Here is an 11,951-nt window from a genome sequence, read left to right as displayed (position 1 = left end):
GTCTGGGTCATCCCGGCCGCTCGACCGGCCGGGACGCGATCAGTGATTGAGCCGGCTTCTCAGCCGGGACACCGCCTGGCTGTGCAGTTGGCAGACCCGGGACTCACTGACGCCGAGCACAGCGCCGATCTCCTTGAGGTTGAGCTCTTCCTGATAATAGAGCCCCAGCAGCAGTTTCTCGCGTTCCGGTAGCGCATCGATCGCCGCCATGACGTTGGCCCGGTTATCTGCGTCGAGGAGCGCCTCCAGCGGCGATGGCGGGCCCCCTTCGGAAACCGCCGTTACGCCGTTCTCGCTATCGCTCTCGTCGTACGCCAGCAGAAATCCGTTGTTGGCGTCCGTCAGCAGTTGATGGTATTCGTCGCGGGATATCCCCATCTCGCGAGCTATCTCACGCTCTTCCGGGGCACGGCCGAGCTGCTGCTCCAGCCTTCTCACCGCCTGATCCAGGGCTCTGGCACTACGCCGCACGCTCCGCGGCATCCAGTCACGACTGCGGAGTTCATCGATCATGGCGCCGCGAATTCGCTGATTGGCATAGGTCGAGAAGCTGGCGCCATGGGCATCGTCGTAACGGCCCATGGCATCCAGCAGGCCCAGCATTCCTGCCTGGATGAGATCGTCGAGCTCCACGCTGGCGGGCAGGCGCACTTGAAGGGAGAGCGCGTGGCGCCTCACCATCGGCAAGTACTGCTCAATCACTGCGTGCTGATCGATTTTGCCTTGTGCGGTATACATCGAATGGCCTCGTCCAAAAACCCACGGTCATCGAAACGCATGACCCAATGACATCATTATGCCGCCCGCATGCCGAGCCAAGACGGCAAACTGCCCGTTATCCGGCGGCTATTTCGGTTGTTTATCGGCGCTACCCACGATAATCGATGATCAACTGGCTGGCCGAGACTCTTACCCTGTCGACGCCGTGATCCGTGACCGGCAGCTGGAACCGCAGCCGAAACGGGCTGGCGGCCGAACGTCCCGAGAAGCGCAGCGTTTCCCCCTGACGTCCGACGAGCGGCAGGCAGAACGTCTGCTGGCATAGCCAGGCCTTCAACGCCGGAGCAGGCGTATCGGTATGGAACGTCCAGCGGACACGATCGATACTCGCCTCCGCGAGGGATGGCGGCGGCTGGATCTCGACGCCCGCCAGCGGGCGCTCCGACATCACCACGGTCTGGCCTGGCAACGGCACCACCCAGGTCCCCTGGGCAGCCCAGGCCAACGCGATGGGCCATGCGACGATCGCGCCCAGCACGATGCGCCATGATGCTAGCGCGCGTCGACGGTTCATGACGGTGCGCCAATGGTGGTGGTGACCCGCAGATTACGATCGTCTGGAATCTCCGCTTGCGAGAGCACCACCAGCGACTTGATCTGGCGGCGCAGGAAGCGTGAAAGCAACGCGCGCAACCCATGCTGCACCACCAGCACGGTCGGTTCGTCCCGGCTCTGCTGGCGCTCGACCGCGGCAGCCGTCTGCTGCATCAGGGTATCGGCCAGCCCCGGCTCAAGCGCACCGCCGTTGTTGAGCGCCTGGGTAAGAACCTGCTCCAGCCTGGGCTCGAGACTCATGACATGCATCGAGTCGCGACCCGGGAACCACTGCTGGGTGATCGCTCGACCCAGCGCGACCCGCACCAGGGCGGTCAGCTCGTTGGCATCCGACTGCTGCGGCGCGTATTCCGCCAGCACATCGAGAATCGTGTGCATGTCGCGAATCGGGACATCCTCGGCCAGCAGATTCTGCAGGATGCGCTGGAGCGACGTCAGCGGCAGCAGCTTGGGCACCACGTCTTCCACCAGCGATTTCTGGTGTTCGGCAACCTTGTCCAGCAGTTGCTGGACCTCGGCCCGGCCCAGCATGTCGCCGGCGTTTTCGTGCAGCAGGTGATTGAGATGGGTCGCGATTACCGTACTGGCATCGACGACGGTATAGCCGTAGATCTGCGCACGCTCACGCTGGGCCGTCTCGATCCAGTAAGCCGTCAGCCCGAATGCCGGATCCTGGGTACGACTGCCCTCGATGGCACCGGAAACCTGGCCGGGGTCGATGGCTAGCCACTTGCCCGGGAACGCCTCCGCCCGCCCGACTTCCACCCCCTTCAGGGTGATCACGTACGCATTGGGGTTGAGCTCGAGATTGTCGCGGATATGCACCACCGACGGCAGAAAGCCGACATCCTGGGCGAACTTCTTGCGCACGCTTTTGATTCGCCCGAGCAGTTCTCCCTTCTGGCGCTGATCCACCAGCGGGATCAGACGATGCCCTACCTCCAGCCCCAGGGTATCGACCAGTTGCACATCGTCCCAGCTCGCCTCGGGCGTCTCCTGCACTGCAGGTGGCGCTCTCTCCTCCACCGAGCGGACCGCCTGGACCTGTTCACGCCGAAGGATCCACCATCCCAGCGCTGCCAGCACGACGGCAAACAGCAGAAACACGACGTTAGGCATACCGGGGATCATGCCGAGCAGCCCCATCACGCCGGCAGCGAGAAACATCACTCGCGGGTTGTTGAACAATTGGCTCAGCAGTTGCTGGCCGACGTCCTGGTCGGTGTTGACCCGCGACACCGTGACACCCGCCGCGGTCGAGATCACCAGCGCCGGAATCTGGGCAACCAGTCCGTCTCCCACCGTCAGCAGGGTATAGGTCTTCACGGCCTCTCCGAAGGGCAGGCCATGCTGGGCGACACCAATCATCAGCCCGCCGATCAGGTTGATGACCATGATCAAGAGCCCGGCCATGGCATCACCGCGAACGAACTTGCTCGCACCATCCATGGAGCCGTAGAACTCCGATTCCTGATTGATTTCGGTACGGCGTCTGCGTGCCTCTTCCTCACCGATGAGGCCGGCGTTGAGATCGGCATCGATCGCCATCTGCTTGCCTGGCATGGAATCCAGCGTGAAGCGAGCCCCGACCTCGGCGATACGCCCGGCGCCCTTGGTGATGACCATGAAATTGATGACGACGAGAATCAGGAACACCACCAGACCGACGGCGAAATTGCCCCCGATCAGGAACTCGCCGAAGGCCTCGATCACCTTGCCTGCGGCATCGCCGCCCTGGTGCCCTTCCATCAGTACCACGCGGGTCGAGGCCACGTTCAGTGACAGCCGCAGCAGCGTCGAGAACAGCAGCACCGCCGGGAAAGCCGCGAAATCCAGCGGTTTCTCGGTGAACATACTGACCAGCAGCACCATGATCGACAGCGCGATGTTGAAGGTGAAGAACAGATCGAGCGCGAATGGCGGCAACGGCAGGATCATCATGCTCAATATCATGATGATCAGTACGGGGCCCGCGAGCACCTTGTACTGCGTGTCTGCCGGCCACTTGCGCTGACCGAACCACTGGCTGAGCGCGTTCATTCACTCTCCTTGGATGAATCCGGTGCCGCATCATCGAGCGCTGTTGGCACGGGTAAGTCACGAGGGGCCGCCGGCACCTCTCCACCATCGCTTTCGACCTGCTTGAGGCGGAACGCCCAGGCCAGGACTTCAGCTACCGCGGTATAGAGATCGCCCGGAATTTCCTGGTCGAGATCGACATGATGGTAAAGCGCGCGAGCCAGCGGCGGGGCTTCCAGGCGTGGCACGCGATTTTCGTCGCCGAGTTCTCGGATTCTGGCAGCCACCTGATCGGCACCCTTGGCGATGACGATCGGGGCGGACATAGCATCCTGTTGATAGCTCAGCGCGACCGCATAATGAGTGGGGTTGGTCACGATCACGTCAGCCGTGGGCACCTTGCTCATCATCCGCCGCCTTGCCATGGCCTGCTGCTGCGAGCGGATGCGCCCCTTGACGTGGGGATCCCCCTCCGTCTCTTTGTGCTCCTGCCGAATGTCCTCGCGGCTCATCCGCAATTTCTTGTTGTGGCTCCAAATCTGGTAGGGAACGTCGATCAGGATGACCAGCAGCAGCGACGTCACGATGAGCGCGCACCCCACGGCCGCCATCCTCATGGCCGTCGCCAGCGCCTGCTGGATCGGCATCTCCATCAGGGCGAGCAAGGTGTCGCGCTGTGTCCACAGATAGGCCACTCCCACGCCACCGACCAGGACCGACTTGGCGATTGCCTTGGCCAGCTCCGCCAACGCCTGGGTCGAGAACATTCGCTTCAACCCCTTGAGCGGGTTGAGCTTGCTCAATTGAGGCTTGAGGGACTTGGCCGACAGCAACCAGCCGCCCAACATCGTCGGGCCGAGAATTGCCGCCACCGTGAACAGCAGGAAAAGCGGCAGCAAGGCGATCAGGGTATGTTCGCCCATCGACCAGACATGGCTCAGCATGCGGGCCGTGTCGAACGCTAACCCGTGGTCGAAAAGAAAGGCCTGCTCCATGACGATGCCCAATTCGTCATAGAGGTTGTTGCCCATGATCCAGAGTCCGAGCACGCCACTGACCAGCAGCAGGAAGGTGGCGAGCTCGCGAGAGCGCGCCACCTGCCCCTCCTCGCGCGCTTTCTCGATGCGCCGGGGAGTCGCTGGTTCCGTCTTTTCCTGATCGCTGTCGTTCTGTTCGGCCAAGCGCGCGTCCCGCCCGGGAATGATTGGATGGACGCTATTTTGCTCGGTGAGAGTACAGTTCAAAGGGCGAAATAGCAGCGCGTTCGCCCTGCTATTTCGGGGGGAGAGAATGTGGGAAGGATGAAACGCCCGGTAGCGCGCGTGGTCGCCGTCAGAATCCCAGGCTGTCGAGCAAGTCGTCCACCTGGTCCTGACTGCTGACCACATCGGCGGCTTGGGGGTTGATCTGGGGCCCGTTCAGCAGAGAGTTTGACTGTGACGATGACAGCGCGGCCTGTTCCCGGCGGTCGGATCCCTCGGGAGCGTTGTCGATCAGGACCTGGAGCAACTGCTGCTCGATCTCGTGGATCACCTCCATCATTCTCTTGATGACTTGACCGGTGAGGTCCTGGAAGTCCTGCGCCATCATGATCTCGAGCAACTGCGCATTGGTGGCACTGGTCTGCTTCGGCACGGTCTGCAGGTAGGAACGGGTGTCCTTCACCAGCATCTTGGCTTCGTCAAGCGCCTTGGGTTCGGCGAACCAGGCATCCCAGCGCTTGTCGAGCGCGACCGCCTCGCTCTCCAGCGTGTTCTGGATAGGCTGAGCATGATCGATGGCGTTGAGCGCGCGCTCCGCGGCCTGCTCGGTCATCGACGCGACGTAGCTGAGCCGATCGCGGGCGTCGGGAATGGCCTGGGCCGCTTTTTCCACTTCCTTGTCGAGACCCAGCTCGCGCATGTTCTCACGCAGCATGCGGGTCAGGTGACCAATTCTGTGGATCAGGTCGTCGGGCGCCACGCTTTCGGCAACTCTGGCTTGAGGATTGGCACTACTCATGGTCTCCCCTCCCGAGGCGTTATTTGCCCAACTTTTCGAAAATTTTATTGAGTTTTTCTTCGAGCGTCGCGGCGGTGAACGGTTTCACGACATAACCATTGGCACCCGCCTGGGCAGCCGCGATGATGTTCTCTTTCTTGGCCTCGGCCGTCACCATCAACACCGGCAACGACGAAAGCTTCGGGTCCTGGCGAATCTCCTTGAGCATCTCCAGACCGTCGAGATTGGGCATGTTCCAGTCGGAAACCACGAACTCGAAGCCGCCGGCCCTCAGCTTGGTCAGGGCTTCCTGACCATCCTCGGCTTCGTCCACGTTCTCGAACCCGAGTTCCTTGAGCAGACTGCGGACGATCCGACGCATGGTCGGGAAATCGTCCACTACCAGAATGCTCATGTTCTTGTCAGCCATCGTCTGTCCTCATCGAATCGTTTGGCGGGCCTGCTGAGAATTATCGGCAGCGAGCCCACTTGCTTTATACGCGCTGCGCGCGCCCCGCTGCGTGCATCTGCTGGACCAGATGACCCGCGATGTCCTGCAGCCCGATGGTTTCGGTCGCGCCGCCCAGCGCAATGGCCTCCTTCGGCATGCCGAATACCACACAGCTTGCCTCGTTCTGCGCCACCGTGTGGGCGCCCGCCTCGCGCATCTTCAACAGGCCCGCCGCCCCGTCACGCCCCATCCCGGTGAGGATGACACCCAGTGCATTTCGACCCGCGCAGGTCGCCGCGGATTCGAACAGCACATCGACCGAAGGGCGATGCCGATTGACGGGCGGCCCGTCGTCGAGCGCGATTACGTAGTTCGCCCCCGAGCGAGTCAGGCGCATATGCCAGTCTCCCGGCGCGATGTAGACATGTCCCGGCAGGACCCGCTCGCCGGCTTCGGCTTCCTTGACCGTGACTCGGCAGAGGCGGTCGAGCCGTTCCGCGAAAGAGCGGGTGAAGCCACCCGGCATGTGCTGGGTGATCAGCACCGCCGGGCTGTTGGCCGGGAGCGGCTCGATGACCTGGCGAATCGCTTCGGTGCCGCCGGTCGATGCGCCGATGATGATGATCTTCTCGCTCGAGAGCATCGGCGCCTTCAGGACTTCCCGGGGCGCGCCGGACTCCATCATTCGCCCCTGCTGTCGCGGGCGCGCCTGGGCGGCAGCCCGGATCTTGTCGGCGATCATTCCCGCGTATTCCATCATTCCCTCGCGGATGCCGACTTCCGGCTTGGCCACGAAGTCGACCGCGCCCAGCTCCAGCGCCTTGAGGGTGATTTCGGAACCGCGTTTCGTCAGGGAGGAGACCATCAATACCGGCATGGGCCGCAGCCGCATCAACCGTTCCAGGAAATCCAATCCGTCCATGCGCGGCATCTCGACGTCCAGCGTCAACACGTCGGGATTGTGCCGCTTGATCAGATCGCGTGCGACGAGGGGGTCGGGCGCCGTGGCAACCACGGTCATGTCCGGTTGGTCGTTGATGATCTTGGTCATCAGATCCCGTATGAGCGCCGAGTCGTCGACACATAGCACTTTGATCATCGGTTTCACCGTTCAATCCTCGCATCAGGCACGACTCGCGATGACGGCGATGCCAACGTATAGACGGTCTGCCCTCGCAAACGGAAAGCCTGACTCAGGAAGGAGAAGTTCTCCGAGTGGCCGGCGAACAGCAACCCATCGGGTTTCAACTGGGCGGCGAAGCGGCGAAGGATCTCGGCCTGAGTCTCCTTGTCGAAGTAGATCATGACGTTACGACAGAAGATGATGTCGAACGGCCCGTTGATCGACCAGGACCCGGTGACCAGGTTGAGCGGGCGAAAGTCGATCATCGCGGCGAGTTCCGGACGCACCCTGGCCTTGCCGGCACGGGCACCGCTGCCGCGTTGGAAGAATTGGCGACAGCGGGCCTCGCCAAGCTTCTCCACCGTTTCCAGCGAATACACACCGGCCCGCGCCGTGTTCAACGCCTCGGTATCGATGTCGGTCGCCAGGATCTTCACCTGGGAGGCAGCCGCGCCCAGTGTCTCCTTTACCGTCATCGCCAGCGAATAGGGTTCTTCGCCGGTCGACGCCCCGGCACACCAGATCTTGATGCCGGTGCCGCGACGACGTATCTCTTCGGCCAGCGCCGGGAAGTGATGCGCCTCGCGGAAAAAGGCAGTCAGGTTAGTGGTCAGCGCGTTGGTGAAAGCCTCCCACTCCTCGGAATCCGAACGGACTTCTAGCCTGTCGAGATAGTCACCGAAGCGAGTCATGCCATGCAGGCGCAAGCGCTTTGCCAACCGGCTATAGACCATTTCACGTTTGTTTTCCGCCATGACGATACCGGCACGACGGTAGATCAGGTCCCGGACCCGCTCGAAGTCGCGTGGGGTAAAGTCGAGATCTCGAGTGAAACGTACGGCACCCTCGTCGCCACCATCACGCTTGCCGGGTGCTGAGAACATGACCGCCTCGGTTTTCAAAATGCCTCCCACTCCTCGTTGTCATCCTTCACGTTATGCCGATCGGCACCTGGCAACTTGGCAGTAACCGGGGAGGGCTTTGCCAACTGCCGCTCAGGGTGTTTGCCAAGCCGGGAATCAACGCGCTTCGTCACACGCTCCTCGCCACCGCCCGCCAGCCGGAAGACCGCGATCGAGAGAGAGAGATGTTCGACGCTGGCGCGCAGCTCTGCGGCGGAAGAAGCGGTCGTCTGCACCCGCTCGGCGTTCTGCTGGGTCACCTCGTCCATCTGCGCGACAGCCTGGCTGATCTGCTGGATGCCGCTGGTCTGCTCTTCCGAAGCCGCGGAAATCTCGCTGATGATGTCGTTGACGCGGGTCACCGCGTTGACGACCTCCTCGATCGACCCCTCTGCCTGGCGCACCAGATCCGCACCATGTCCCACTTCCTGGCTGGAGCTGTCGATCAGGTTACGAATCTCCTTCGCGGCGTCGGCACTGCGGCTGGCCAGGTTGCGCACCTCGTTGGCCACGACTGCGAATCCTCTCCCTTGCTCCCCCGCCCTTGCCGCTTCGACGGAGGCATTCAACGCCAGAATGTTGGTCTGGAACGCAATCGAATCGATGACCCCGACGATATCGGCGACCTTGCGTGAGCTATCGGTGATCCGCCCCATGGTCCCGACGACCTCGCCCATGACCTGGCCACTACGGCGCACGGTATCGGTGGCACCGTTGGCGAGCTGGCTGGCCTGCCGAGCATTGTCGGCGTTCTGTTTCACCGTCGCCGTCATCTGCTCCATGCTGGTGGCAGTCTCCGCCAGCGATGCCGCCTGCTGCTCGGTACGCGAGGAGAGATCCTCGTTGCCACTGGCGATATTTTGGGTCGCCGGCACCACCACGGCGACGTTCGAATTCACGTCGCCGACGATCGTCCCCAGGCTCTGGCGCATGTTGTTTAGCGCGCCGATCAGACGGCCGATTTCATCGCTGCCACGTTGGCGCAGCGTCGCGCCCAGGTTGCCCGAGGCTATCTGCAGCGCGAAGTCCAGCGCCTCGCGCACCGGTTTGAGCGTTGCCCGAATGGTGGTTATGCCAACGATCAGCAGCATGATCGCCCCTGCTGCCAGCAGCGAAAGCAGGATGGCCATCGTGGTGCGCTGAGATTCAGCAGCGTCGACGGCCATCGCCGCGCCATTCTGCCGCTTTGCCTCGACCAGCGTGTTGAGATCGCTGCTGGCCTTGTCGCTGTTGGCTTGCAGCACATCGTTGTAGGCCACGTAGGATTGATAGAAGTCACCACCGTTGAGCGCCTCCATGACTCCCTTCAGCCCGTCGTCCCGATAACTCTCGAGGTCGGCGGCAAAGGTGTCAGCCGCTGCCGTCTGATTGATCGGCCGGTTCTGATAATAGGCGTCCCAGGTATCGTTCAATTCGCTGATGAGCGCATCGACTTGCGCGTTGATTGGCGCCAAGTCGGCGGCCATCGGATTGCTGACCGGCTTGGAGACGAGATCCCGGCCTTTCGACATCAACTGGTCGATCTTCTGCAGTCGAGCCAGGTCCTCGAGGCCATTGGCGGTCAACGCCTGCAGACGTTGGCCGTTTTCATGCAGGGCATAGACCGAGACACCGCCACTGACGGCCAGCGCGATCAGCGCCAGCGCCATCATCGAGATCAGCCGCCCTTTCAGCGAGCGCAGGCTGAGACGCCGAAGTGCGGGAATGACTCCTCGAGGCTTCAATTCTCCCCGGTCGAGCCGGACACTCCGCTTGCGACCCGCCAGCAGCATCGGGTAGTGCTTTTCGGCGAGCCGGCGACGCTGGTCGGCCACCTTGGTGCGAACGGAGGTGTAGCCGGCAATCTTGCCGTCCTCGGTGATGGGGGTGACCGTGGACTGGACCCAGTAATGAGACCCATCCTTGCGACGGTTCTTGATCACCCCCGACCAGTTTTCGCCCTTCTCGAGGGTCTTCCACAAGTCCGCGAATGCCGCAGCGGGCATGTCGGGATGACGGACAATGTTATGGGGCGCACCGATCAGTTCTTCACGACTGAAACCGCTGACCTCGACGAACGCCGGATTGGCATAGGTAATCCGGCCCTTGAGATCGGTTCGCGAGATCAGGTAAGCGGAATCGTCGATCACGAATTCCCGGTCAGTCACTGGTTGATTGTTTCGCATCGCAGCATCCCTGGTGTTGTTATGCCCAGTCAGGGTCCGCCGGAGGGCACCCGGCGGACCAAATGTGATCGTTGCGAACTGTTATCGGCCGATCGACCACGCTCTTGAGCCTTCCTTCTCGACGACGCCCGCTCAGGCAAGCTGTTCCAGATCCTGGCGCTCCCGCTCGCTGCTCGGCCGCCACTGTGTCAGCCCCGGGTTATCGTCGCTGTCGGCTGCCGCCACGCGATAGTGCTCCAGTGTCGATTCAAGCTTTCGCGCTTGCCCCACCAGCGACTGGGAAGCACTGGCGGTCTGTTGCACCAGCGCGGCGTTCTGACTGGTGACCTGGTCGAGTTCGGTGATCGCCTGGTTGACCTGCTCGATCCCGCTGCGTTGCTCCCGAGACGCGTTGGCGATCTCTTCCATCAGACCACTGACGCTGGCCACTGAAGAAACGATCTCCTCCATCGCCCGGCCCGCCTGCTCGATCAGGGCTGCCCCGCTGTTGACCTGCTCCCCGGAGCCGGTGATCAACGTTCTGATCTCCCTGGAGGCCTCTGCGCTGCGGCTTGCCAGGTTGCGCACTTCCTCGGCGACGACGGCGAACCCTCGACCGGCGGAGCCAGCGCGCGCGGCCTCGACGGAGGCGTTCAAGGCCAGGATGTTGGTCTGGAAAGCGATGTTGTCGATCATGTCGACGATCTCGGCCATCTGCCGTGATCCCTCCTGAATCTTCGACATGGTGGTCTCGATGTCGCGCATCATCTCGCCCCCCTGCTGGGCCCGCTGACGAGTCTGCATCGCGGCCTGGGTGGCCGTATCGGCATTATCGGCGTTGTGACGAACCGTCTGGGTCAGTTGCTCCATGCTGGAGGCCGTCTCGACGATCGCAGCGGACTGCTGATCCGTTCGCACCGCCAGATCCTGATTGCCACTGTCGATCTGCCCGGCGCCGACGTTGACCCACTCGGCGCTGGCTCGAATATCGGAGAAGGTCTTCGACAGGCGCTGGCGCATACTTTCTATCGCGAAGAGAAGACTGTCGGTGTCCTTGGACTTGAGTTCCAGCGGCTGGGAGAAGTCGCCTTCGGCGATTTTCTGGATGCTCTTGCGCGCATGCCCCGGATCGCCACCCAGACGCCCGAGCACGTTGCGAATGACCCAGGCCACGATCAAAGACAGCAAGCCACCGATAGCGGCGATAAGTGCGAGGTAGACCGCGGCGCCATCGGCCAGCACGGCATCGATATCGTCAACGTAGACACCCGTGGCGATCTGCCAGTCCCACTGCGGGACGCGCATCACGTAACTGAGCTTGTCGTACATCTCGTCGCCATCGCTGCGACGGGAAGCGTAAGGCACCAGACCACCGTCGGGTTTCTGCGCGGCGGCGAACATTTCGCGATAGAGATAGACACCGTTGGGGTCCTGGTAATCCCGCATACTGTCCCCCACCGCACGCCTTGGATGCTCGACGATCTCAAGATTCGAATCGAAGACGAAGATATACCCGTCGGCGCCGAATCCAAGATGCGAGAGCGCATTACGGGCCTGCTGCTTGGCATCCGCTTCGCTCAGCTCTCCACTCTCCGCTTGGCTGACGTAGCTGTCGACCAGTTGCTTGGCGCTGCCGATGAAGTACTGCAGGCTCTGGATTCGCTGCTCCATCAGGTTTTCTCGCATGGAGTAAAGCGACCAACCCGCCACCATGATCAGGCCGATCCACATCAATCCCAATGTCGCCCACAACTTGCGACGCATCGTCCACTCTCGAAAATTCAGCATGGCATTCTTACCCAGGTTGCTCGAACAGTTGCTTGATGGACGCCACGCCCGCTCTTACTGAAGCTGATCGTCAGCGCGACAGCTATCTTATCGGCCTTCGGGAGGCTTCCTTTATCGTCGTCAGACTAAAGTCCCAAGCATCGGCGAATCTCGCGGCGCATAAAAAAACCGCAGCCGAAGCTGCGGTTTTCGCCTGAGTCAGGGAAGGG

General features: G+C 62.1%; 11 protein-coding genes. 1 reads left to right on the top strand and 10 read right to left on the bottom strand.

Translation table 11 applies throughout. The features are described from left to right. Nucleotides 1–39: 39 nt before the first annotated feature. The 10 genes from DOM54_RS10380 to DOM54_RS10335 all read right to left on the bottom strand — a co-directional run bounded on the left by DOM54_RS10380 (nucleotide 40) and on the right by DOM54_RS10335 (nucleotide 11,718). Nucleotides 40–738 (bottom strand): RNA polymerase sigma factor FliA, encoded by a 699-nt coding sequence (locus DOM54_RS10380; protein ID WP_110716251.1) that lies wholly within the window; start codon nucleotides 736–738, stop codon nucleotides 40–42. 130 nt (nucleotides 739–868) lie between these two features. Then, complete coding sequence (locus DOM54_RS10375) at nucleotides 869–1,294, bottom strand: flagellar protein FlhE (RefSeq protein WP_110716250.1); 426 nt, start codon at nucleotides 1,292–1,294, stop codon at nucleotides 869–871. Further along, complete coding sequence (flhA, locus tag DOM54_RS10370; RefSeq protein ID WP_110716249.1) at nucleotides 1,291–3,375, bottom strand: flagellar biosynthesis protein FlhA; 2,085 nt, start codon at nucleotides 3,373–3,375, stop codon at nucleotides 1,291–1,293. Before flhA ends, DOM54_RS10375 begins: the two co-directional genes overlap by 4 nt. After that, entirely contained in the window at nucleotides 3,372–4,535 is a 1,164-nt protein-coding gene (gene flhB / locus DOM54_RS10365; protein ID WP_240613850.1) for a flagellar biosynthesis protein FlhB, read from the bottom strand. The genes flhA and flhB overlap by 4 nt, the downstream gene beginning before the upstream one ends. Before the next feature lie 151 nt (nucleotides 4,536–4,686). Further along, the gene (cheZ, locus tag DOM54_RS10360) at nucleotides 4,687–5,355 is read right to left on the bottom strand and encodes a protein phosphatase CheZ (RefSeq protein WP_110716247.1); all 669 of its coding nucleotides are present in this window, start codon (nucleotides 5,353–5,355) and stop codon (nucleotides 4,687–4,689) included. Between the two features lie 19 nt (nucleotides 5,356–5,374). Further along, nucleotides 5,375–5,764, bottom strand: a complete 390-nt coding sequence (gene cheY / locus DOM54_RS10355; RefSeq protein ID WP_110599394.1) for a chemotaxis response regulator CheY — start codon at nucleotides 5,762–5,764, stop codon at nucleotides 5,375–5,377. Nucleotides 5,765–5,828: 64 nt separating this feature from the next. Further along, the gene (locus tag DOM54_RS10350) at nucleotides 5,829–6,884 is read right to left on the bottom strand and encodes a protein-glutamate methylesterase/protein-glutamine glutaminase (protein WP_110716650.1); all 1,056 of its coding nucleotides are present in this window, start codon (nucleotides 6,882–6,884) and stop codon (nucleotides 5,829–5,831) included. A gap of 5 nt (nucleotides 6,885–6,889) precedes the next feature. Beyond that, on the bottom strand, nucleotides 6,890–7,792 hold the full coding sequence (locus tag DOM54_RS10345; protein ID WP_110716649.1) for a CheR family methyltransferase: 903 nt from the start codon (nucleotides 7,790–7,792) through the stop codon (nucleotides 6,890–6,892). Between the two features lie 14 nt (nucleotides 7,793–7,806). Next, nucleotides 7,807–9,975, bottom strand: a complete 2,169-nt coding sequence (locus DOM54_RS10340; RefSeq protein WP_110716246.1) for a methyl-accepting chemotaxis protein — start codon at nucleotides 9,973–9,975, stop codon at nucleotides 7,807–7,809. A 132-nt stretch (nucleotides 9,976–10,107) separates the two neighbouring features. Further along, on the bottom strand, nucleotides 10,108–11,718 hold the full coding sequence (locus DOM54_RS10335) for a methyl-accepting chemotaxis protein (RefSeq protein ID WP_162619826.1): 1,611 nt from the start codon (nucleotides 11,716–11,718) through the stop codon (nucleotides 10,108–10,110). Between the two features lie 56 nt (nucleotides 11,719–11,774). Here DOM54_RS10335 and DOM54_RS20025 point away from each other — a divergent pair, with 56 nt between their 5' ends. After that, nucleotides 11,775–11,939, top strand: a complete 165-nt coding sequence (locus DOM54_RS20025; RefSeq protein WP_162619825.1) for a hypothetical protein — start codon at nucleotides 11,775–11,777, stop codon at nucleotides 11,937–11,939. Nucleotides 11,940–11,951: the final 12 nt, after the last annotated feature.

The organism is Salinicola acroporae (genome assembly GCF_003206615.1).
Lineage (GTDB): Bacteria > Pseudomonadota > Gammaproteobacteria > Pseudomonadales > Halomonadaceae > Salinicola > Salinicola acroporae.
The sequence above is the reverse complement of the archived record's forward strand: the minus strand, read 5'-3'. Positions and strand labels throughout refer to the sequence as shown.

Coding starts and splice junctions, on each gene's coding strand:
- DOM54_RS10380 (WP_110716251.1), bottom strand. CDS start 738: ATGTATACCGCACAAGGCAAAATCGATCAGCACGCAGTGATTGAGCAG.
- DOM54_RS10375 (WP_110716250.1), bottom strand. CDS start 1,294: ATGAACCGTCGACGCGCGCTAGCATCATGGCGCATCGTGCTGGGCGCG.
- flhA (WP_110716249.1), bottom strand. CDS start 3,375: ATGAACGCGCTCAGCCAGTGGTTCGGTCAGCGCAAGTGGCCGGCAGAC.
- cheZ (WP_110716247.1), bottom strand. CDS start 5,355: ATGAGTAGTGCCAATCCTCAAGCCAGAGTTGCCGAAAGCGTGGCGCCC.
- cheY (WP_110599394.1), bottom strand. CDS start 5,764: ATGGCTGACAAGAACATGAGCATTCTGGTAGTGGACGATTTCCCGACC.
- DOM54_RS10350 (WP_110716650.1), bottom strand. CDS start 6,884: ATGATCAAAGTGCTATGTGTCGACGACTCGGCGCTCATACGGGATCTG.
- DOM54_RS10345 (WP_110716649.1), bottom strand. CDS start 7,792: ATGTTCTCAGCACCCGGCAAGCGTGATGGTGGCGACGAGGGTGCCGTA.
- DOM54_RS10340 (WP_110716246.1), bottom strand. CDS start 9,975: ATGCGAAACAATCAACCAGTGACTGACCGGGAATTCGTGATCGACGAT.
- DOM54_RS10335 (WP_162619826.1), bottom strand. CDS start 11,718: ATGCGTCGCAAGTTGTGGGCGACATTGGGATTGATGTGGATCGGCCTG.